Source organism: Alloacidobacterium sp., from assembly GCF_035631355.1.
In the GTDB taxonomy this organism is placed as follows: Bacteria; Acidobacteriota; Terriglobia; order Terriglobales; family Acidobacteriaceae; genus Alloacidobacterium.
The window spans coordinates 38,791-59,799 of sequence record NZ_DASQIX010000041.1 but is presented as its reverse complement, the minus strand read 5'-3'; the positions used below and the strand labels follow the sequence as shown (position 1 = coordinate 59,799).

20 protein-coding genes are annotated in these 21,009 nt (G+C 56.8%); 11 read left to right on the top strand and 9 right to left on the bottom strand.

Going from position 1 to position 21,009, the window contains the following annotated elements:
* Positions 1-35 precede the first annotated feature (35 nt).
* Entirely contained in the window at positions 36-845 is an 810-nt protein-coding gene (locus tag VEV40_RS07475; protein ID WP_324831271.1) for an enoyl-CoA hydratase/isomerase family protein, read from the top strand.
* Positions 846-856: 11 nt separating this feature from the next.
* Here VEV40_RS07475 and VEV40_RS07470 read toward each other — a convergent pair whose 3' ends face one another.
* From VEV40_RS07470 to VEV40_RS07460, 3 genes are read right to left on the bottom strand one after another with little or no spacing between them, the layout of a single operon-like run.
* Positions 857-1,483, bottom strand: a complete 627-nt coding sequence (locus VEV40_RS07470; RefSeq protein ID WP_324831269.1) for an NAD(P)-dependent oxidoreductase — start codon at positions 1,481-1,483, stop codon at positions 857-859.
* Between the two features lie 45 nt (positions 1,484-1,528).
* A complete protein-coding gene (locus VEV40_RS07465; RefSeq protein WP_324831267.1) occupies positions 1,529-2,638 on the bottom strand; it encodes a glycoside hydrolase family 130 protein in 1,110 nt (369 codons plus the stop codon).
* A gap of 5 nt (positions 2,639-2,643) precedes the next feature.
* Positions 2,644-3,633, bottom strand: a complete 990-nt coding sequence (locus VEV40_RS07460) for a phosphoesterase (protein WP_324831266.1) — start codon at positions 3,631-3,633, stop codon at positions 2,644-2,646.
* 209 nt (positions 3,634-3,842) lie between these two features.
* Here VEV40_RS07460 and VEV40_RS07455 point away from each other — a divergent pair, with 209 nt between their 5' ends.
* Positions 3,843-4,796, top strand: coding sequence for a type II CAAX endopeptidase family protein (locus tag VEV40_RS07455; protein WP_324831265.1), 954 nt, complete (start codon positions 3,843-3,845; stop codon positions 4,794-4,796).
* 92 nt (positions 4,797-4,888) lie between these two features.
* Positions 4,889-5,731, top strand: coding sequence for an aldo/keto reductase (locus VEV40_RS07450; RefSeq protein WP_324831264.1), 843 nt, complete (start codon positions 4,889-4,891; stop codon positions 5,729-5,731).
* A gap of 799 nt (positions 5,732-6,530) precedes the next feature.
* On the opposite strand, the gene VEV40_RS07445 is transcribed toward VEV40_RS07450, so the two are convergent.
* Together VEV40_RS07445 and VEV40_RS07440 are read right to left on the bottom strand one after the other, a co-directional pair.
* Positions 6,531-6,950 (bottom strand): DoxX family protein, encoded by a 420-nt coding sequence (locus VEV40_RS07445; protein WP_324831262.1) that lies wholly within the window; start codon positions 6,948-6,950, stop codon positions 6,531-6,533.
* A gap of 167 nt (positions 6,951-7,117) precedes the next feature.
* Positions 7,118-7,990, bottom strand: a complete 873-nt coding sequence (locus VEV40_RS07440) for an NmrA family NAD(P)-binding protein (RefSeq protein ID WP_324831260.1) — start codon at positions 7,988-7,990, stop codon at positions 7,118-7,120.
* Positions 7,991-8,201: 211 nt separating this feature from the next.
* Between VEV40_RS07440 and VEV40_RS07435 the strand changes: the two genes are divergently transcribed.
* From VEV40_RS07435 to VEV40_RS07405, 7 genes are all read left to right on the top strand, one after another.
* The gene (locus tag VEV40_RS07435) at positions 8,202-8,837 is read left to right on the top strand and encodes a TetR/AcrR family transcriptional regulator (RefSeq protein WP_324831258.1); all 636 of its coding nucleotides are present in this window, start codon (positions 8,202-8,204) and stop codon (positions 8,835-8,837) included.
* A gap of 521 nt (positions 8,838-9,358) precedes the next feature.
* Positions 9,359-9,751 (top strand): BlaI/MecI/CopY family transcriptional regulator, encoded by a 393-nt coding sequence (locus VEV40_RS07430; RefSeq protein WP_324831256.1) that lies wholly within the window; start codon positions 9,359-9,361, stop codon positions 9,749-9,751.
* Positions 9,748-11,877 (top strand): M56 family metallopeptidase, encoded by a 2,130-nt coding sequence (locus VEV40_RS07425; protein ID WP_324831254.1) that lies wholly within the window; start codon positions 9,748-9,750, stop codon positions 11,875-11,877. The genes VEV40_RS07430 and VEV40_RS07425 overlap by 4 nt, the downstream gene beginning before the upstream one ends.
* A complete protein-coding gene (locus VEV40_RS07420; RefSeq protein WP_324831252.1) occupies positions 11,874-12,662 on the top strand; it encodes a hypothetical protein in 789 nt (262 codons plus the stop codon). Before VEV40_RS07425 ends, VEV40_RS07420 begins: the two co-directional genes overlap by 4 nt.
* 94 nt (positions 12,663-12,756) lie before the next feature.
* Positions 12,757-15,189 carry a penicillin acylase family protein gene (locus VEV40_RS07415; protein ID WP_324831251.1) on the top strand — a complete coding sequence of 811 codons (2,433 nt, stop codon included), beginning with the start codon at positions 12,757-12,759 and terminating at the stop codon, positions 15,187-15,189.
* Positions 15,190-15,281: 92 nt separating this feature from the next.
* The gene (locus VEV40_RS07410; RefSeq protein ID WP_324831249.1) at positions 15,282-16,931 is read left to right on the top strand and encodes a 6-pyruvoyl-tetrahydropterin synthase-related protein; all 1,650 of its coding nucleotides are present in this window, start codon (positions 15,282-15,284) and stop codon (positions 16,929-16,931) included.
* Positions 16,932-16,936: 5 nt separating this feature from the next.
* Positions 16,937-17,833 carry a farnesyl diphosphate synthase gene (locus tag VEV40_RS07405; protein ID WP_324831248.1) on the top strand — a complete coding sequence of 299 codons (897 nt, stop codon included), beginning with the start codon at positions 16,937-16,939 and terminating at the stop codon, positions 17,831-17,833.
* A 41-nt stretch (positions 17,834-17,874) separates the two neighbouring features.
* On the opposite strand, the gene VEV40_RS07400 is transcribed toward VEV40_RS07405, so the two are convergent.
* Positions 17,875-18,123 carry a hypothetical protein gene (locus VEV40_RS07400; RefSeq protein WP_324831246.1) on the bottom strand — a complete coding sequence of 83 codons (249 nt, stop codon included), beginning with the start codon at positions 18,121-18,123 and terminating at the stop codon, positions 17,875-17,877.
* Positions 18,124-18,322: 199 nt separating this feature from the next.
* On the opposite strand from VEV40_RS07400, the gene VEV40_RS07395 reads away from it, so the two are divergent.
* The gene (locus VEV40_RS07395; RefSeq protein WP_324831244.1) at positions 18,323-18,655 is read left to right on the top strand and encodes a metal-sulfur cluster assembly factor; all 333 of its coding nucleotides are present in this window, start codon (positions 18,323-18,325) and stop codon (positions 18,653-18,655) included.
* On the opposite strand, the gene VEV40_RS07390 is transcribed toward VEV40_RS07395, so the two are convergent.
* From VEV40_RS07390 to bshC, 3 genes are all read right to left on the bottom strand, one after another.
* Complete coding sequence (locus VEV40_RS07390) at positions 18,652-18,972, bottom strand: hypothetical protein (RefSeq protein ID WP_324831243.1); 321 nt, start codon at positions 18,970-18,972, stop codon at positions 18,652-18,654. The genes VEV40_RS07395 and VEV40_RS07390 overlap by 4 nt on opposite strands.
* 65 nt (positions 18,973-19,037) lie before the next feature.
* Positions 19,038-19,349 (bottom strand): hypothetical protein, encoded by a 312-nt coding sequence (locus VEV40_RS07385; RefSeq protein WP_324831242.1) that lies wholly within the window; start codon positions 19,347-19,349, stop codon positions 19,038-19,040.
* 51 nt (positions 19,350-19,400) lie between these two features.
* Entirely contained in the window at positions 19,401-21,005 is a 1,605-nt protein-coding gene (bshC, locus tag VEV40_RS07380; RefSeq protein ID WP_324831241.1) for a bacillithiol biosynthesis cysteine-adding enzyme BshC, read from the bottom strand.
* Positions 21,006-21,009 lie beyond the last annotated feature (4 nt).

Sequence of the window (21,009 nt, the reverse complement as noted above, 5' to 3'; positions counted from 1 at the left end):
GCGTGTACACTGCTTTGTCTTCGAGAGAATGAACCATGGGCCACTACCAGACACTACGCACACACAGCGAAGAAGGCGTCCTCACCATTACAATGAACCGCCCGGAGCGGCGGAATGCACTGAATCCAACAATGATTCAGGAGCTGACGGAAGCGCTCGAAGCGGCTGACCACTCGCACGACGGAGCCATCATCCTTACAGGCGCGGGATCGGCCTTCTGCGCTGGGCTGGACCTCGATCATCTGCAGAGCCTGACCGCAAAGACACGAGAGCAGCACCGCGCTGACTCGGAGAGCATAGCCCATGTACTGCGCACGCTCCACAACGTACAGAAGCCAACGATTGCCGCAGTAAACGGCGCGGCCATTGCCGGAGGCATGGGGCTGGCCACCATCTGCGACTTTACGTTGTCCGCGCCAGAGGCAAAATTTGGCTACACCGAAGTAAAGATCGGCTTCATCCCCGCAATTGTTTCCTCATTCCTGCTGCGCCAGATCGGCGACAAGCGCACGCGCGATCTCCTGCTGACCGGACGTTTAATTAAGGCGGAAGAGGCACATGAACTCGGCCTCGTGACCCGCATCATTGCCGAGCAGGACTTGATGCGCGAGGCCCGAAGTCTGGCTAAATGCCTCCTGCGCAACAGCCCCGAGGCGATGTATGCGACAAAACGCCTGCTCAATTACTATGCAAACCATCATCTCGACGCCGAGATAGAAGCAGCGATTGCCGCAAATGCCGATGCACGCGCGACGGAAGACTTCAAAGAAGGTGTGCGCGCATTTCTCGAGAAGCGCACGCCAGACTGGCCCAGCAGGAAGACGCCTGCCTCTGCCGGAAAATAACCGGCTGTAGGTCAGTATCCGACGGTAAAGCGCTGGCGAATGTGCTTTGGATTCTCCAGTTCATCAACGAGAGCTATGGCATAGTCCTCGGCGGAAATCCGGCTGGTTCCCTTTTCATCAGCAACAAGCGTATCCGTGCCCAGGCGGAACTTGCCTGTGCGTTCGCCGGGTTGAATGAATGCCGCAGGACTGAAGTAGGTCCAGTCCAGATCAGAACGGCGAAGCACTTCGAGTGCGTCACCGTGGGCAAGAGCAATCGCCTTCCATTCGGTTGGGAAATTCGGCGCATCCACAAGACGCACGTTGGGAGCTACGAACAAGCTGCCCGCTCCGCCAACCTCGATCAGGCGTTTTACGCCTGCCTGCTTCAGTCCGGCAATGAGCGATTTTGTTGCATCAACAATGGCGGCCGGTGTCTGCCCCGGATTGTACGCGCTGACGACGGCATCAGCGTCTTTCACGACATCTGCCACAGCGGCCGCATTCAGCACATCTCCCTGAACCGCCTTTACGCCGGGCTCGTTCGGGACGCGCGAAGGGTCGCGCACCACTGCAGTCACTTGATGTCCGCGTAAAACCAATTCCTTCAACACGCGACTGCCGATCATCCCGGTTGCGCCAAATAGAACTACATTCATAATTGCCTCCTTTGGTTTGGATGGAAACTTCTTTCGGAGAACGAATTACTTATTAGAACCAGCAATCGCTACAGCCACCAGCGAGTCAGCACAGCCGTAATACAGCAGCCATTGGTCATGAAAATAGACCAATCCTTCGGCGAATGTCGTGCCGGCGGCGTACTGGCCCGTCTTCTCGTAAGGCAGTTCGGGCTTCAGAACAGGAGTATCGGCCTGAGTCACCAGATGGGATGGATCATCCGCCGAGAAAAGCGCCTCACCTGCCGCATAAGCACTCGGGCCCAGCGCCGGATCGCCGTCCGCGGCCGCGTTTTTGCCGTTATAGATGACGACGATTCCTGCTTTCGTCAGCACGGGCGGCGGCCCCGTCTCAGGAAAGCTGCTGTCGAAGTGCCCGGCGCGCGGATGCAGCAATTCAACCGGCTTACCTTGATGGTCCTCTACTGGCGACCAGTGAATCAGGTCTGTCGAAGTGGCGAGATGGATCACGCCCTCGCCCCAGTACATCCAGTATTTGCCCTTGATACGCGCGGCTATCAGACGGCCATTGCGGAGCTCAGTCACGATTCCCGCAGACTTGTACTTCAGGTCGGCGTACTTGCCATGCGCGGCGTCGGCAAAGGCAGGCCCGTATTTCGTCCAATGCGTCAGGTCGCGTGAGGTTGCGATCCCAACCGAATAGGTCTTCCGGTTCCACTGCGTGTAAGTGAGAACATAAGTCCCATCTTCCGACTCGACAATACGCGGGTCTTCCACGCCGCCTGGCCACTCGCGGTCCTTCTGCGCGTCCTCTGTCGGATAGAAGACCGGCGTTGCGCTTCGCGTGAAGTGGATACCGTCATTGCTCTCGGCCAGTCCCAGGCGCGAGGTGTGCATGCCAATCTGCATCTCGCCTGTATCGTCTTCGGCGCGATACAGCACATACACTTTGCCGTCGCGAACAATGGCCGCTGGATTGAACGTGTGCAGCGCCTCCCAGTGCACCGGAGCGTGACGGATGGGATCGTCGAAGCTCGATGCTGGATTCGGCGTAATGACCGGATTGCCGGAAGACGGACGAGCAAACGGACCAATCACCCAGCTTTGTGAAAATGCGCCAGCGTTGAGAGCACCAAACAGAGCAACTGCAATCCCCAGTTTGCGCAGCAAAAACATTCAGGTCACCTTACCGGATTATGTGCGCGCAGCTCGGCCACAATCTCGGCCGCCGCCTTGCGCGCCACTTCGTTCTTGTCCGGAGGGAAGCTGATCGCGCCAACGCGCGCATGTCCGCCGCCGCCGTAGCGCTCACAGATCGTCGCCAGATTCACCATCTCTTCAGGCGTTGCCTTCGTCCAGGGATTCGAGCCGACAGCAACCTTGGTGCGGAAGCTCGACTTAGAAAGGCCGATGGAATAGGTTGCCTCGGGATGCAGATAGTACGGAATGAATTTGTTATAGCCTTCGAGCTGGTGATCGCTGATATCGAAGAAGATCGTGCCATCCCGCGACTCTGACCGCTCACGGATCAGTTTCAATGCTTCCTGGTGACGTTCGAGCAATGGCGGCAACAGTTCGGCCACGAACGGCTGCTTCAGCACTTCCGCCAGCGACATCTCGGTCAGCAGCGGAATCAATCGCGGAACGAAGGTCGGGTCCTGGGTCGATTCAATAATCAGCGTCAGCTTCATCGCTGGTTCCGCCATCTCGACTGCAGCCTGCGGGCTTTCATACAGCGCGCCGTCCACAATGTCCGCCCACTTCACCAGCTCCGCGACGGGCTTGGCGTCGAAGCCGAAGCGCGTCTCGGCAATATATGACAGAAAGCTGGTGCACGACGTGTAATCCGGATCGTAGAAGCGACGGTTGGCGTAACTGCCGTCAGCCATGCCGTGCAGATAGTCCTGATGGTCTTCCGGCGTAAGGAAGGCGCTGAGATGGTGATCAAACCACCAGGTAATTTTCGGCGAGGCCGAATACTTGAAGTCGACAATGGCGTTCTCATCGCCAACAAAATCAGCCTCGTTGAACAAAGCCCCGGCGCGATGCACCAGCCCGTGGTACGAGTATTCAGCGCCAGCGGTGATGCGCTCGCGGTGAAAGCGGGCGAAGAGCGAAGCCGCACAGGCTCCATCGAAACACTTGTCGTGATAGAAAACGCGTACCTTCAAGGTCTGGGGCGCTCCAAGTTCAAAAAATCAAAGGTATCAGGAATCTATTAGGATTGCCGGGTCTGCCCTTTGTGTCAAGGTGCTGGCCGCACGGGCGACCGCGCTTCGCGCCAAAAAAGCCTTTGCACATGCTCATAAACAGCCGCCCTCAGTTTCTTGTACTCGGTTCGGACCATTTTGCGTACCATAGGTCAACATCAGAGGACTGCATGGCGGAAGAACTCATACAAACCGGTGCGCCGGAAGAGCCAAAACGCGGAGCACACTGGATTTTCATGGGAGATAGCGGCATTCGCGCCGGATGGAGTGTGCTGATCTTCGTTGCCGTCTTCATTGCGCTTGAATTCATTGCCGCGCTTCCCTTCTTCACTTTTATCCATTTCAAGGTCACGCGCGGAGATCCGCAGCCTGCCCATGTCGCGCTGGTTCAGGAGATGGTGCAGGCATTTCTGGTTCTATTAGCTACGTTCATCATGTCCCGGATCGAAAAGCGCCGGTTTGGGGTCTATGGATATGCCGGAAATGCGCGGTTTGTCCGCTTTTTCGGTGGAATTGTTTGCGGTTTTGCCGCCATTTCTCTTCTAGTCGGAGGACTGTGGAAGTCGCACCTGTTGGCGTTTGACGGGTCGCCTCTGGGTGGCTTTATCGCCTGGAAATATGCGATTGCGTGGTCGGTGGCGTTCCTCTTTGTCGGAATCTTCGAGGAATCGCTGCTGCGCGGCTACATGCAATACACGATTGGGCGCGGCATCGGTTTCTGGTGGGCGGCGATCATCCTTTCCACTACGTTTGGGGCCATTCACGGCAACAATCCAGGCGAGTCGCCGGTAGGACTGTTTGCCGCGGCAGCTATCGGGCTGGTCTTCTGCTTGAGCCTCTGGTACACAGGCTCGCTGTGGTGGGCCATTGGTTTCCACGCAGCCTGGGATTGGGGTGAAACCTACTTTTACGGTACTTCCGACAGCGGCATGGTCGCCTCCGGGCACCTGCTGTCCGAACACCCGACCGGCCATCTGCTCTGGACCGGCGGAACAACAGGGCCGGAAGGCAGTTTGCTGATTGTGCCCTTGATTATTGTCATTGCGCTGCTGATGTGGCTCTGGTGGGGACGACGGACTGTGTTTCCTTTCAGCAAACAAGCGAAAATAGCAGCGCAATTGTGAAATTTCCGGCGAAATCAGGCACATTTGCTTCGAATTCGCCGTCAAAGCAAGAGTAGAATTCGAGCAAATCGGCAAAGCGAGAGGAGACCCAGATGAACCGCAGAGAATTCCTCACCGGAGCAGCCGCAGGGCTGGGCGCTGCGTATCTTAAGCCGCAGGCATTTGCCTCTATGCCGGCGAAGTTCAGCGCTACGGATACGGTTGTGCTCGGCAAAACCGGCATCCGCACCAGCCGTCTTGCCATGGGCACGGGAACCATCGGCGGCGGCGGCGCTTCCAACCAGACGCGCACGAATGCTCTGCCTCGCCTGCTGATGAATGGCTACGACAACGGCCTTCTCTTCTTCGATACAGCCGATTCCTACGGCAGCCATCCTGACGTGGCCCAGGCGCTCAAGCAAATTCCGCGCGACAAGGTCGTGGTGATGACGAAGTGCGACGACCGCGACCCGAAGCGGGCCCAGGCCGACCTTTATCGCTACCTGAAAGAGCTGAAAACCGATTACATCGACATCTGCCTCATTCACTGCGTCACGGAAGAGGACTGGACGACCCGTTATCGCGGAGTGATGGACGTCTTCTCCGAAGCCAAGGAGAAAGGCATCATCCGCGCACACGGCTCATCCTGCCATACTCTTGAGGCGTTGCAGGCTGCGGCGGCTTCGCCATGGGTGGAGGTCGACCTGGTGCGCCTCAACCCCATCGGCGCTCACATGGACGCGCAGCCTGCCGTCGTGATCGACGTGATCAAGCAGATGCGCGCGCAGGGTAAGGGCATCGTCGGGATGAAGATTCTCGGACAGGGTGCCATGCGCTCGCGCCAGGATGAAGCCATCAAGTTCGCGCTGCATAGCGGAGTGTTGGACGCCTTCACGATCGGCGCAGAGAATACCAACGAGCAGGCCGATCTGATCCGGCGTATCGCGGCTGCTTAGTTTAGGGGAAGCTGCCCACTCAAGCCAAAAGATGGCTTGAATGGGTCACCCCCTGTTTTTTATAAGTTCTTCTTTCTTAATCTGCTTAGGGGGCGCTTAAGCATCTTGCGGTTCCGGCTTGTTCGGATCCTCGGGAGTCGCTTCACCTTCGGTTCCGCTCGTGCCTACAGCAGTGAGGTGCGACCTTCGGCCTAACTCTTATTCGGTGGGCTAAAGCCCACCGCTTCTACCCTTTCAACCTTCCCGCTGTTTTTTTGTAAGTTCCTCCAAATAAAGGTGGTTGCGTCTATTGAGTTCTTAGGATGAATTGATACCCGCTTCGCGCGGTCCTAAGGCCCACCCATCGACAGGCTCAGGGCAGGATATGAGGCACTCGTTCGCTCCTGCCTCAATTTTCAATGAACAGAGAATCTTTGCCTCTTAGAGGCCCCCGATACATTTCTTCTATATTCTTCTTTGTACAACTACTTGCATAGCTCAATAGAAAAGCCCGCCATGAGCGGGCTTTATGGTCACTTCCTGTATTCAGAGTAGCATCGCTGTCAAGCCTTCGTTCTGCAAGAAATGGCATCAGTTCCGGTTAAAGCTAGATGAAGAAAAGCGTATTTGCGAGGAGCAGTTTGGAAAATTCAGAGTATCGGGCTCTCAATGAGTGCATTGGCCTGTTCTCGCCATTTGAGCTTTCGCTGCCCAGAAGTTAAGAGACGACTTGTACGTTTAGGGCTTCGGATGAGTGACAGGCTGGCCCTCGTTGGGCCTCCGCGATGTGCGTGTAAAAACTGCCCGCCGAGCGTGTTCTTCATATCGACCACCTGTTTGCGCGCATAGATCGTCTTAATCCATACGAAGCAAAGACGAACGACATGACGAGAATCGGATCAAATTTATCCCAGGTACTGCCACCGCCATTCATTTGTGAATAGAACGCGAGTATAAGATCGATCGCGATACCGGCATAAACCCACTCAGTCAATCGAGGCGCATTGGGAATCAGAAGGCCCACGCCACCGAGGATGTGGGTTACGCCAATCAGAGGGATGATATAGAGCGGGTATCCGAGCTGCTGATTGGCGATCCTCCATTCCTCGGGATCGTGAATTAGATATAACCTTCCGAAGTACACCCAGATGAAGGCGACGAGGACGGTTACTACCATCGCGGCTATTTGAGTTGCTCCACCCACCCGCGCGGGTTTATCGATTGTGTGTTCAGCTTTCATACTTAAAGCGATCCTCCTCTTGCGGTCTAAAACGGTTTCAATCGTTCTGCAATAAGTCGGCCATGACCGAACCGAATAGGCAGGAACAGCCGGTCGAACACGAAGCCACAGTGGCCACACGTAGCTGTCCCCGCCCCCAAGTGCGCTGATGCTGCTTGCCCCCGCTCTTAGGCCTTGACGGCATTCCGTGCACCCGCAAACACATCGCGTGCGGACGTCGTACTCGCTACGTGCTCCGTACCCGCGACTCCGAGGACCATCCATCCCGCGTTAATGCTTTCAAACATTTCTTCGGCAGCTCCGGTGTGGCCCTTCGGGACGCCGAACTGCTCGAACGCTTCCGCCCAACCTTCACGCGGGATTGCAAAGGCTTTTACGTCGAGTTTCAGGACTTCACCCAATTGTCCGGCCACTTCATCCGCGCTTACCATCGAACCCAGCTCGATGATGCGACGCCCTGACCACGCCGGCCCGATCAGAAGCCTTGCCACCTCGGCACCGATATCGTCTGACGCAACCATGGTCGATTTTCTGTTTGTAGGGTTGTAGAAGACCGGTAGTGTTCCGCGCTGGGCGACCTGTAAGCCGAAAAGAAAGTTCTCGAAAAAGCCGCCTGCACGGACAAATGCGACCGGAGATGGCAGGTTGCGAAAACCTTGCTCCAGGAGTGATAAGGCCGTGATCATCCCCACCCCGCTTGCTCTATGTGCACCCATCGACGAGAGCGCTACCACCCGCGGGGGCGCTACCTTGGTCAGCGCCTCGACATAGTTCGCAATCACACCCTTTGCTTCTCTGAAATCAGGCGAGGGGGCCCATACCGCCGGCAACATAACAAACGCGCCGTCAACACCTTTGAGCGCCGCCGCTATGGCTGTCGCATCGTTCCAGTCTCCATCCACCAACTCCACGCCCTGATCTGCCCACTTCGCCGCTTTAACGCGATTGCGCACAAGCGCTCGCACCTGTTTGCCTTGCTTCAGCAGATGCCGCGCGGTGGCGCCGCCAACTTTTCCAGTAATGCCCATGACTAAATACATGCTCGTTTTCTCCTTTTACCTCGTATTTGGCCGCCCATCCAAATGCGCGACCTGTCCATTAGAGGCTTTGAAGAACCAAAGGTCGCAAAATAACCAATGGTTAATAACCTCTGGTTGTAAATAAACAAGCGGTCGCCAAAACGTCGAAAGGGACTACGCTATTGAAGTGACATCCACATCACCAAGTCGTCGGGTAGAGCGCAAGGAGAGGTTGCGAGGCGAAATCCTGGCAGCTGCCAGCAAAATGTTTGCCGATCGCGGCTACGAAGCCGTGACGCTTCGCGAGATCGCTAAAGAGATCGGCTATACGCACGCGGTGATTTACCAGCATTTCCCCGACAAATGGCACATACTTGTCGAGTTGAGCAGCGAGACAATCGGGCTGCTGATTCAGAACTTCGACGCGATTGCGGCTGAATATCCTGTACCGAAAGAGCGTCTTTTTGCGACTTCACGCGGCTTGATTCAGTTCTGCACTGCCCATCCACAGCAGTTCCGCAACGTCTTCTTCGGGCCGGAGAACCGCAACGGCATCCGCGCTGGACAATATATCGACAACATTGGCAGGCCCTTGTTCCAGCGTTTCGTACAGCTTTTCTTCGAAGTTGCCAAGGATGAAGGATTACCAAGTAAGGATGACATTGTGGTAGCCCACACCTGGTGGTACACGATCTTCGGCCTCGCCACGCTCATGGTCATCCAAGGGGTTGTGCCTGATCGGCCTGACCAGACTCTCGTGGTCGAGCAAACGATCGCCACGCTTTGGGCGGGCGTTCAGGCTGTTCCGCGATTGCCGAAGAGCGCAATCACTAAGCGATCCGGCCGGTCCAATGCCTCAAAGCGATAACACCTTCTGCCTACTCAGGAGTTGTTGGAGGTATGCCGTGGAGTGCCAGGTGTCAACCCCGTCTATCCAAGGCCGTAGACCTACTGGTGGCACGACAGGCCGGTGGACGTCGAGACTTTGGGCGAAGGAAAGTTCCCTGCCGCCTACCGAAGCCTCCTGAAGTCCATTCCCAAACACCCACCTCAAGGCCAATATCTGGTTTGCCGGATCTGACCCAGCATGGAACACGGCATTTCCTGCGAATGCGCACATCGCCGGGAGAGTTCTCGTTTTGCGCCAAATCGCCCATGCACTCACTGAAGCTAAAACAGTATCCAGAAGACGGCTTTTCGCCAGTCAAGTCATTTGACTGTCTTCTTCATGATCTCGCAGCTTTCTTTTGGGCAAGGAGGAATTGGGATCACAGCCATGCCACACATAGGAACAGCAGATCCTTCCCTTCTTTCAGGATCACAAACTTTTCCACAACCTACGAAGATTTTCGTTGACAACTACGAAATACTTCGTATAGAGTTCCCATTATGAAGTTCAAGCGGCAATCTTTACCGAAACCAACTGAGGCGGAACTTGAGCTGCTTCGCGTATTGTGGGAGAAAGGGCCGGCCACGGTGCGCGAGCTGCATGATGCTATCAATGTGCAGCGGTCGGTCGTCTATACCTCCGTACTCAAGATCCTGCAGATCATGACGGAAAAGGGCCTAGTCGAGCGTGAAGAGTCGGGTAAGGCCCATATCTATCGCGCGGCGGCGAGCCAAGAACAGACGCAGAACCAGTTGCTCCGCGATTTGAGCGAGCGGCTCTTTTCCGGATCAGCGGCGCAACTGGCCATGCACGCGCTGGCCATGCAGCCGGCGAGCGCCGAGGAGCTGGAAGAAATTCGTACCCTGATCGAGCGAAAGAGGCAGACACGATGACACATCATTGGGAAGCCCTGGGCTGGACATTGATCCACTTCTGCTGGCAGGCCGCGGTAATCGCGCTGCTGTATAAGCTTGCCGATCTTGCGATGGCGAAAGAGAAGTTACAGGCACGCTATGTGCTTGCGCTTGCGGCGTTGCTGAGTATGCTGGCGGCTTCCGTAGGCACGCTTGCCTATGAAGAATCGATGTACCGCCAGACGGCGATCCTGACTGCGACCGGAGTTCCGGGAGCAAAGTCTTCCCTGCAAATCATTCCGCGCCCGCTTGCGGTTTTTGACATGCCGGCCGCACCTCGGGAAACGGCCAAGGTGCTGGCCAGCGATGTGATGCGGTATCTCGATTTCTTCTGGCTGGTTGGCGTCGTCTGCCTTTCCGTTAAGACAGTTGGCGGATGGTGGCTGATCCGGCGGCTGCGCCACAGCGCGCTGCAGAAGGCACCGCACACTCTGCGCATCGGGCTTGACCGCATCCGTTTGCAGATGGGCGTGCCGCGCTTTGTTGACCTGCGGCTTTCCAGCCGTATCGCCGGGCCGCTTACCGTGGGCGTGATCCGGCCATTGATTCTTCTGCCGGTCACGGCGCTTACGAGCCTCAGTCCGGAGCAGCTTGAAGTGGTGCTCGCGCATGAACTCGCGCACATCCGGCGCGCGGACTATTTCTGGAACATTCTGCAGACCATGATCGAGACGCTGTTCTTCTTCCATCCCGCGGTCTGGTGGCTCAGCCATCGCCTGCGCGAACAGCGCGAACTGTGCTGCGACGACATTGCCATCGAAACATGCAAGGACCCGGCTGTGTATGCCACCGCGCTGCTGCGTCTGGAAGAGGAGCGGAAGACGCACCTGCATCTTGCGATGGCGCTGGATGGAAACCAGTCGCGCATGAGCCTGCGGGCGCGGATTCTTCGCATCCTGGGCGATCCGGAAGAGCAGCCGCGCGACCTGAAGCCGCTCTCACTGGCGGGAATGGCGGCGCTGCTTGTGCTCTTTATCTGCCCGCTGCCGCAGGTCTTTGCCAGCTTCAAGGCCGCGCCTAAAGTATCGGCGAACATTATCCATGCGGTGCAGAACAAGGTCCGGCCTCATGCCGCGGTGAAGGCGTTCCCGTCAGCACATCCCTCGGCTGCTCCCACGCCAATGGTGAAGGCTGTGATCGCATCTGCCGATGGCGCGATGATTGAAGCCACGGAACAGGCCGCGCCGCCTGCGACACAGGGGAAATCCGACTACATCGACAAGATGCGGGCCGCTGGGTACAACGTTGATCTCGACAAATACATCGCGATGAAGACGCAGGACATTACGCCGGAATATGCCGAACAAATGGTGAAGGCAACCGGAGAGAAGCCCAGCGCAGACGAACTGATCGCGCTCAAAGTGCAGGACGTGACGCCGGATTACATCTCGGCGATGCGCGCCGCCGGTTACAGCGGCGACCTGAAGAAAGTCATCGCGATGAAGGTGCAGGACATCACCCCGCAATATGCCGATCAGATGGCCAAAGCTACGGGCGAGCATCCCAGCATCGATCAGTTGATCGCGTTAAAGGTCCAGGACGTGACGCCTGATTACATGTCGCGCATGAAGGCCGACGGCTACAACGCCGATCTGAACAAAATCATTGCGATGAAAGTTCAGGACGTGACGCCCGAGTATGCGGACGCAATGGCCAAGGTTGGCTTCGGCAAGCCCACTGTAGACGACTTGATTGCGCTCAAGGTGCAGGGAGTGGAGCCGGAGTATGTGGCGAAGCTGCATTCCGAAGGCATTGAAGCTACGAGCTTCCACGACCTCATCTCATATCGCATCTTCAACATCACCCCGGAATTTATAGCCGGAATGAAGGATGCAGGCTTTGGCTCCATCCCTACGAAAAAACTGCTCTCGCTGCGCGTGCAGGGCGTTACACCTGAGTTCGCGAAGGGTGTTAAGGCGCAATTTCCGGATGCGACTGTGGATGACCTGGTGCAGATGAAGATTTTCAACATCAATGGCGATTTCATTGCCTCAGCCAAGCGCCACGGCTTCGAACCGCTCACGATCCAGAAACTGGTGAAGCTGCGAATCTCCGGCATACTTGACGACAACGACAATGCCAACGCTAACGAGAACAAGCAATGAAAACGCGCGTCCTCTTACTCAGCACTCTTCTCGTCGCAGGCTGTTCGTTGCTTTATGCGGATGACCAGCTTCAGCCTCTACATGGAACGTGCAGCATTGCGCCTTCGACCGAAGGCGATCGCGTCCAGTTCAAGCTGGAGCGTGGCGACTGCGGCGAAGGCAAGCACCACTGCAACATGAACGATAGCGACATGCCTCTGAGCAATTTCAGCGGTTTTACGCTGGCCGACCTGAAAAACGACGCCGCGCATGTGGATGCGGTAATTGCCGCGGAAGCGGGCAAGCTGACCTGTTCAGGCACAGTCCATGACCTGACGTTGAGCGGCGATTTCACCTTTGTTCCCGATGCGGCTTTCGTGGCCCACATGGGCAAGATGGGGTTTACCGGCTTCGATTCGGAAAAGCTTGAGGCCTATACGCTCTTCCATGTTGAGACTTCGTGGATCCAGGCGCTGCAGTCTGCCGGAGTAAGCGGCATTACCACGGACAACATTATTGCGCTGCGTATCTTCAAAGTAGACCCGCCTTATGTGAAGAGTATGGCCGACCTCGGCTATGCGAACCTTCCGGCGGAAAAGCTCATCGCCTTCAGAATCCACGGCGTCAATCCGGACGACGTAAAGCAGTACCGCGCGATGGGTTATCAGCCCAACGCCGATGAGCTGATCCAGATGCGCATCTTCAAGGTCACGCCGGACTTCATTAAGCGCATGCAGGCCCGTGGCCTAAACGACCTGACCATTCAAAAGCTCGTGCAGATTCGTATCTTCAAGCTGGCTGATTAGCGCCAGGAGTGGCAGCAAATGCCGCTCGATTCGATCCGGGGTCCCCGGCGCGCGGTGTTCGCGTGCTGGGACGGAATGAGACAATGTCCTCGGGATGACTCTCGGCAGAAGCGTGCAACTGGAAGAAGAAAAGCGCCGGCATCCCGTCCTGCGCTTTTTTGTTGGCTTCATAATTTTGCTCATCATTGCACTAGCCGCAGGCGTGCTGGCGGGAGCGTGGTGGCTTCGTCATGCCATGCGCGATTCCCTGCCACAACTGGACGGAGATTTGCGTCTGCCCGGACTCTCCGCGGCTGTGACCGTGCGCCGCGATCAGCATGGCGTCCCGCATATGGAAGCGGCAACCCTCGACGATCTTTTTGAAGCGCAGGGCTATGTCACCGCGCAGGACCGTCTCTGGCAGATGGACATGGCGCGGCGCTCCGCAGCGGGGGAGCTTGCCGAGTTGTTGGGGAAAAAGCTGGTGGAGCACGACCGCGTGCAGCGCGTTCTGCAGATGCGCGCTACGGCCGAACGCATGACCGCAAGCCTGTCTGAACGCGACCGCCGCTTCTTTGAAGACTATGCGCGCGGCGTGAATGCCTATATCGACTCGCACGGCGAACACCTTCCCGCAGAGTTTCGTCTGCTGATGTATAGGCCAAAACCATGGCAACCAGTCGATTCGGTGCTTATTGGATTGAGCATGGTGCAGACGCTCGACGAGCACTGGCAGGACAAGCTGGGACGGGAAAAAATCGAGGTGCGACTGGGGCCGACGCTTGCTGCCGATCTTTATCCGACCGGCTCATGGCGCGACCATCCCCCGACCGTGACGCCGCCGGACCTGACCGCGCCGCAACAGAATATTCCCGACGTGCCACTCGACGAATCGCAGTCATCGCTGCATGATTTGCGGCATCTGCGCGAAGTGATTCACGGAACGACAGACATCTGCCGCGAATGTATTCCGGGATCGAATGAGTGGGCCATCTCCGGCGCACACACAGCGAGCGGCAAGCCGATTCTGTCAAACGATATGCATCTCGATCACGGTATACCGGACATCTGGTATGAGATCGATCTCAAGTCGGGCAATTTCCATGCTGCGGGAGTGACCATTGCCGGAGTGCCGTTTGTCATCGCCGGCCGCAATGATCACATCGCCTGGGGCTACACGTCGCTCTACGGCGACACGCAGGATGTCTACGTCGAGCAGACTAATAATCAGAACGAATATCTTGGCGCCAGTGGCTGGCATCCGTTTGAGCGCACGACAGAAACCATCCACGTGCGCGGCAGCAGCGATGTAACGGTGGATGTCGAACGAACCGACCACGGAATTGTTCTCAATCCACTCCTTCCGAATGAGAAGCGCACGCTCTCGCTGCGCTGGGTGGCGTACGAGCCACAGGCATACAGCATTCCATTGTTCGATCTGGACAGCGCGACGGACTGGGAGTCTTTTCGACAGGCGATGAGCACATGGTGGGCGCCAACACTGAATGTTATCTACGCGGACGATCAGGGCAATATTGGATATCAGGCGGTCGGCTATATTCCGAATCGGCCCACGGGCATCAAAGGAACACCGATTGCTGACACGCAGCATGAGTGGCAGGGCTTTGTTCCATTCGACCAGATGCCAAGTACGCTCGATCCGGCAAATGGCATCCTGGCCACGGCGAATTCGCGAGTCACTCCAGATAACTATCCGTATCAACTCACGCTGGAATGGGCCAGTCCATACCGCAATGAGCGCATATGGAAATGGCTCTCTGGTAAGGACAAGCTCACGCCGGCAGACATGCTCACCCTTCAAACCGACATCTATTCAGAGCTTGACCAAGAGTTCGCGCAGCGCTTCGCATATGCCATTGACCATGCGCATAAAACCGATGCGCGCTTGCGCCAGGCTGCTGACCTGATGCGCTCATGGGACGGCGTGGTTGGGATAGATTCGGCACCTGCTGCGATTGTCGCAGCGGCCAAGCACGTTTTCTGGCAAATGCTGCTGCAACCAAAACTGGGCAACGACTGGAAGGTTTATGAATGGGCCGAGAGCGCATTCGCGCAGGAAGAAATCATCATGCACGCCCCCGCGCAATGGCTTCCGAAAGAGTATGCGACGTGGGATGATTTTCTGGCGGCGTGCGTGAGTCGCGGGTTTGTGGATGGCCGTGCGCCATCCGACCTGCGTGAGTGGCGCTACGGCTACGCGCATCCAGTAGACATTGAGCATCCGCTTTACGGGCTGCTGCCATGGTTCAAGAAATGGACAGGCACCCGCGCACAGCCACAGTCCGGCGACACGAGCACAGTGAAGCAGGTGGGCCGCACCTTCGGACCGTCGCAGCGCTTCACTATGGATTGGAGCAACATCGACGGCTCGACAGAGAACATTGTGATGGGCGAGTCGGGCGATCCAGTCAGCCCGTACTACCGCGACCAATGGACGTACTGGTACAGCGGAACAACATTCCCTCTGCCCTTTACGGACGAGTCGGTTGAGGCTTCCACTATGCATACGCTGCGCCTGTTACCGTGAAGATTTCGTTTCGTTTCCCACATAGCTTGTCAAGCAACACTACGCGGAGTCATCGGCGCAGATCACTGATTCTTGCCTGCGCGGCAATCGCTGTGCTGCCGCTTGCATGGCGCGGGACTTCTTGCGGTCATGACTTTGATTTTCATCTGCAGTCGTGGCTGGAAGTTATTCACCACTGGCGCGAAGGCGTTCTTTACCCACATTGGGCTGCGTCAGCCAACTACGGGGCAGGCGAGCCGCGTTTTGTCTTTTATCCGCCGGCGACTTGGCTCCTGGGAGCCCTGTTAGGCGTGGTGCTGCCCTGGACGTGGACGCCCGTTGCCTTCACGCTGATCGCTTTTATAGGTTGTGGTCTCAGCTTCTACACGATGGCGCGCGAGTGGATGGCAGATGATGCTGCCGCTGTTGCCGCCTGCGTGTATCTGCTCAATCCGTATATGATGTTCGTGGCATACGAGCGTACGGCGTATGGCGAGCTGCTTTCGGCCATTCTGCTGCCCGTCCTCGTGCTCTACGGATTGCGCAAGAAGCCGGCGCTTCTGCCGTTGTCTCTGATCGTTGCGGCGCTGTGGCTGACCAATGCGCCGTCAGCGGTCATGGGCTGCTATCTGCTGGCACTCATTGTTCTGGTTGCCGCAATTCGAGACCGCAGTTTTGCGCTTCTCCTGCGCGCTGCCGGCGGGACCGCCCTGGGACTGGGTCTGGCTACTTTTTATATTGTGCCTGCGGCTTATGAAGAGCGCTGGGTCGAGATCGCGAGGGCCATCGGGCCGGACATGCGCGTGGAAGACAGCTTTCTCTTCGGACGAACGGGGGCCGTCTTCCACGATCAGGTACTGCGCACAGCGTCGTGGATTGCAGTTGCCATGTTGATCACATGCGTCATTACTGTTGTTTTCTCCTTGCGAATCAAACAACCCAATCGTCTGCGCGCACCGTTCATCGCAACACTGATTGTCATTTGCATTCTGCTGTTGCCGTTCAGTAACGCGATCTGGACACACGCGCCCGAGTTACGGTTCCTGCAATTTCCGTGGCGCTGGCTGCTGGTGCTGGGAATCATCATGGCAATGCTGATTGGACTTGCCTTGCGCGGCAGCTTTCTTGAAGCGAAGACACGGAAGACTATCCTCATCCGCGCTGTAAGTATGCTCGCGCTTGCGGCCATCATGTCTTCGCTGGCCGCATTTGTCTTTTGGCAGCCCTGCGATGATGAGGACAACATCGCCGCGCAGCGCGCCACATTCAGCGACAGCGGCTTTGAAGGCACTGATGAGTACACGCCGGCGAATGCCGACAATGGCGCGATTCAAGAAGACCTCCCGGAGGTGCGTGTGCTTCCATTGGCGGATGCTGACCAAGCGGACAGCTCGATTGAGCTAAATCCGGAGTGGGACGACAGCAGATCCGGCGAAATAAACGCGCCGGTAACGGTCCGCAGCTGGACAAGTGAAAAGAAGGAAGTGCAGCTAAACCTGAATGCGCCCGCATACGCCGTTTTCCGGCTTATGGATTATCCGGCATGGCAAGTCGTAGTGAACGGCAGGCCAATTCCAACAAGGCCTCATCGTAATGATGGTCTCCTCACGGTGCTGCTACGTTCGGGACCATCTGTTATTACCGTTCGCTATACCGCGACGCGCGATGTCGAATTTGGACGCACCCTTTCTCTGCTGGCGCTGTGCATAGCGGTTGCACTCGTCACCCAATCAAAAAGACGACAGAATTCTCAGTTATCATGAAGTGAATGCAAGCCGAAGTAAAAGACCTGCTGCTCTCCGGCCAGGAAATGGCCGATGGGGCCCTCGAACGCCTGTTACCTCCTGAAACACAAGTCCCGGCTTCCATTCATAAGGCGATGAGGCACAGCACTTTCGCTGGTGGCAAGCGGCTGCGCCCTGTGCTCGCAATGGAAGCAGCACGCATGATTCGCGGCGACAGCGGCCTGCCTGAAGGCATTGCAGATCTCGGCGCGGCGATTGAAATGCTGCACACCTATTCGCTCATTCACGATGATTTGCCTGCTCTCGACAATGATGACCTGCGACGAGGCAAGCCAACCTGCCATGTCGTCTTCGGTGAAGCCATTGCGATTCTCGCCGGCGATGCGCTGCAGACGCGCGCCTATGAAGTGCTGGCCAACTTGCGCTGCCCCGCTCCGGCAACTGTTGAAATCATTCGGCTCATCGCCCAAGCTACAGGCACAGTTGAAGGCATGATCGGCGGACAGGTGCTCGACCTGGAGGGCGAAGCCACGAAGCCTACGGCCGCATCCGTTGACGCCATTCACCGCGCAAAAACGGGAGCGCTCATTCGCGTCAGCGTAGTCACGGGAGGCATCTATGCCGGCGCAATACCGGAAGATGTGCATCGCCTGACTGAGTTCGGACGCAAAGCCGGACTCGCCTTCCAGATAGTCGATGACGTGCTCGACGTAACCCAGGATTCTGCGCAACTCGGCAAAACCGCAGGCAAGGACATTGCCAGCGACAAAGCAACGTGGCCCGCAGTCTTCGGTATTGAGGCTTCCCGCCAGCATGCAAGTAAGCTCATTGGCGAAGCTTTCGCCGAGCTTGCGCCTTACGGTTCAGCCGCTGATGGTCTCAAATCCGTCGCGCGCTATCTGGTCGAGCGCACGCATTAAGGATCTCCCCGCGACTGCGCAGCCGTGGGTGTTTGCGGGCGTCAACCTCCGATGGAAGAACCCGTTGCAGCCGGAGACACGGCAAACTGTAATTCCGTCCCGGTTGAGAGCTTGACGTTTCTTCCATTCGCGCTCAACGTTCCCGAATTTGCGCCTTCAACATTGCTGGTCAGACGAAGTCCGTGAGAACGGGAAGGCTCCTGTAGAGTCTGCAGCGCCGGGTTAAGCTGCGGTGTTGTTAGCATGGTTCCCGCCGGATAGATGCCTACAAGAGTAGCTTTGATCGGCATCTGTTTTCCATCTTCCAGCCGCGCCTGATCAACGCTGCGGATCGAAATCTGTCATAAGGGGCATATTGGTTGCATGTGAACTCCGGGGTAAAAGATGAATAATCTTCGTCGCTTGCGAAGTTATGAAAGCAAGTTGCGGAGGCTGCTGGCGGCAATACACTTTTGGGCGCTATGAGGTTTTCGATAAACTAGAGAGAAGATGCCTTTAACTGAAAATGACATCCTTACCGCACTGCGTGATGTCTACGACCCGGAAATTCCGGTCAATATCGTCGATCTTGGACTCGTCTATCGCGTTGTCGTCACACCTGATGCGGATGCACCGGGATTAATTCCCAAACACCGTGTGGAAGTAGATATGTCGATGACCTCTCCCGGATGCCCTGCGCACGGCACGATCATGGACAATGTCAGCAACCGGCTTGCCTGCCTGCAGGAAGTTGGAGAGACGCAGGTGAATCTGGTATGGGAGCCAACCTGGGGACCCGAACGCATCAGCGAAGCTGCGCGTAAACAGCTTGGTATTGGCTAGCCAATCGAATTGCGCAGCTTGTTGCCTTGCCTGGCTACTTCGTTCATGAAGTCTTCCACGCGCACCAGCACATCCTGGCCCTTGCGGAGATACTGCGGCAGAGCTTCCCATAATTCACGCGCGGATTCTGGATGCTCAAGCAAACCTACTGCCGCTCCCGCCGCAGCCACAGCCAGCGCCGCTTTGCGGCGGCCTGAAAGAAACAGGCAAGCTCCCGCGATCAGCGATCCGGCGGCAAGAGCGCGCTGCCAGCTGAATTCCGGCATATTGTCGGGAAGCCTATCTTGAATTTCATGCGAAAGCTTTGTCAGGCCCATCAGTGCTCCTCAAATCTCAGATGCGGGTGCGAGCGCCGCAGGTCTAAAAAACGACCTGGGAATATTCAATCCAGATCAAAATCACGCAATGGCTTGCCGGTATCGGGTGTTTCTTTTGCCTTGCGCAGCGCCTCGGCAAACTTCTTCTCCATCAGATCATCCTTGTTTTTCTCTGCGTCCACGGCCTGGCGAAAGAGGCTTTCCTTTCTCTCATCCTGCTCACGCATGGCGCGCGCCGCTGTTTCAAAATCTTCGAAAGTCCGCTTGCGCGGAGCGGGTGTATGTGCGATTACGGCGCGCGTTGCAGGGTCAATCTTGAGCATGGCGCCGCAATCCGGACACGCTACTTCAAATGCGGGTTGTTGCTTCGACGGCATATTCAAGATGAGATTGTAGGACAGTGATGGCAGCTTTTGCCAGCCAGGCAGTTATAGATAGATCCCCTTGTGTCCGGGACACTCTTGCGCTGCATTCTCAATCAGGAGATCAATCAATCCATCGCCATATCGCGACAAGAAGAATGCGGCTCCCACAACGCGTTCCTGTGGGTGATTGTCAGGGCAAAGAGCCAGAAAGAGCGCATCCACATGGCGCTGGATACTCGCTTCTTTCTGAAGCTGGAAATTCGCGGACAGCTGCCGGAGACGATTCATCTGGTAGCGCATCTTTGATGCGGCAACGTCTGCCGAGCGCCCCAGTCCGGCATCGACAGCGTGCATCCACTCCGTGAGCGTTTTCAGCTCCGCATCGAGCGCATTTCCCGCTGATGCCAGTTTTCTCTTGCCTTCAACCGGCATCGACCGCGCACCCAGTTTGTGCGCGAGTTCATCGGGACGCGAGGGAAGCAGATCGGTAAGGGCAATTTCGTGCTGCGCCATCACTTCGGCAATTGCGGGTTCAACTAATGTAGCGCTCAGTCGGGGCAGAATCGGCGTGACGCGCCCAAGAACCTTTTTGTAGACCACCTGTGATTGTGCGAAATATGCGACCTCTGAAGGTCCGCCAATATACGTCGATGTCGGCAGAATGAAATCCTGAAAGACAGCGCGGAGCAAAGCGTTGGGGCTGAGGCGTTCCGGTTCCGTGTCAAGAATCGCCAGCAATTCATTCGTGCTGTAAGCCCGCTTCCCTGCCGTCCATTCATGGCCGTTTTTGCGGCGCAGCGGGAGACGCGCCTTTGTATCCGCATCAATGAGAAACAGGAGGCTGCTTTGCGGCCCAACCAGCACCTGCGAGTGATATCCGGCGTCGGCCAAATCTCTGTCGCGCTGTATTAATGCCTCGTGTAGCTCGTCGGCCTTTAGAATCGCCTTGCGGAGTACGGGAGCGCCAAGCGCATGGACCTCACGTCCGGCTGCGTCAATCACAATTAATCCATGCGCGATGAATATACGCGAAATCAGCTTGCCAAAGGCTTGCGCAAACGTGGCGTCGGGCGTGTAGCACTCTTCCAGCGCATCGAGCAGTGGGCCTGGGCCGAGCAGCTCCATCGCCTGGTCCAGAACGGCGCGCACGCCATCGCCAAGCTTCAATTCACCAACGGAAGCATGGTATCCACTGTTTTCGAGCGCCAGTTTCAGCGTATGCAGTTCGCGCCGCGAAGGCAGCGCCACATGGTCGGCCTCTTCGAGGTCGTGGTCCTCTGTCGCCAGCCAGAAAATCGGCACATGTGGATGGCCCGCCGCGGTCGCATCCTGCGCCTTGCGAATGACTGTCGCGGCCTTCAGAAGCGTGAACAGCGGCCCGCCAAACAGAGTTACCTGTTGGCCGGTGACAACCGCATCCGCACCATCCTGTAGATGCTTAATGTTGGCGAATGTCTTTTCGCCCGCCCCAAAACTGCGGTTCTGTTCAAGAAGCAGATCAGCAGTGGATTCGCGGACCGCCGGATCAATTGAAGAAGGCCGCGAAGCCCATTCCTGTGAGTAAGGACTCAGCGCATAATAGGGCAGCGCGGCGTGGCTCTCCGCATAGTCGGTAAACAGGCGCGAGAGATGCGGCAACACGGTAATTGGAAAACAGTCTGTGTGCAAAGTC

Bases quoted from the DNA above. Each gene is read 5' to 3' on its own strand.
- VEV40_RS07445 (WP_324831262.1), bottom strand. From the start codon at position 6,950: ATGAAAGCTGAACACACAATCGATAAACCCGCGCGGGTGGGTGGAGCA.
- VEV40_RS07405 (WP_324831248.1), top strand. From the start codon at position 16,937: ATGCAAGCCGAAGTAAAAGACCTGCTGCTCTCCGGCCAGGAAATGGCC.
- VEV40_RS07475 (WP_324831271.1), top strand. From the start codon at position 36: ATGGGCCACTACCAGACACTACGCACACACAGCGAAGAAGGCGTCCTC.
- VEV40_RS07425 (WP_324831254.1), top strand. From the start codon at position 9,748: ATGACACATCATTGGGAAGCCCTGGGCTGGACATTGATCCACTTCTGC.
- VEV40_RS07390 (WP_324831243.1), bottom strand. From the start codon at position 18,972: ATGGGCCTGACAAAGCTTTCGCATGAAATTCAAGATAGGCTTCCCGAC.
- VEV40_RS07420 (WP_324831252.1), top strand. From the start codon at position 11,874: ATGAAAACGCGCGTCCTCTTACTCAGCACTCTTCTCGTCGCAGGCTGT.
- VEV40_RS07455 (WP_324831265.1), top strand. From the start codon at position 3,843: ATGGCGGAAGAACTCATACAAACCGGTGCGCCGGAAGAGCCAAAACGC.
- VEV40_RS07400 (WP_324831246.1), bottom strand. From the start codon at position 18,123: ATGCCGATCAAAGCTACTCTTGTAGGCATCTATCCGGCGGGAACCATG.
- VEV40_RS07470 (WP_324831269.1), bottom strand. From the start codon at position 1,483: ATGAATGTAGTTCTATTTGGCGCAACCGGGATGATCGGCAGTCGCGTG.
- VEV40_RS07395 (WP_324831244.1), top strand. From the start codon at position 18,323: ATGCCTTTAACTGAAAATGACATCCTTACCGCACTGCGTGATGTCTAC.
- VEV40_RS07450 (WP_324831264.1), top strand. From the start codon at position 4,889: ATGAACCGCAGAGAATTCCTCACCGGAGCAGCCGCAGGGCTGGGCGCT.
- VEV40_RS07440 (WP_324831260.1), bottom strand. From the start codon at position 7,990: ATGTATTTAGTCATGGGCATTACTGGAAAAGTTGGCGGCGCCACCGCG.
- VEV40_RS07430 (WP_324831256.1), top strand. From the start codon at position 9,359: ATGAAGTTCAAGCGGCAATCTTTACCGAAACCAACTGAGGCGGAACTT.
- VEV40_RS07415 (WP_324831251.1), top strand. From the start codon at position 12,757: ATGACTCTCGGCAGAAGCGTGCAACTGGAAGAAGAAAAGCGCCGGCAT.
- VEV40_RS07385 (WP_324831242.1), bottom strand. From the start codon at position 19,349: ATGCCGTCGAAGCAACAACCCGCATTTGAAGTAGCGTGTCCGGATTGC.
- VEV40_RS07465 (WP_324831267.1), bottom strand. From the start codon at position 2,638: ATGTTTTTGCTGCGCAAACTGGGGATTGCAGTTGCTCTGTTTGGTGCT.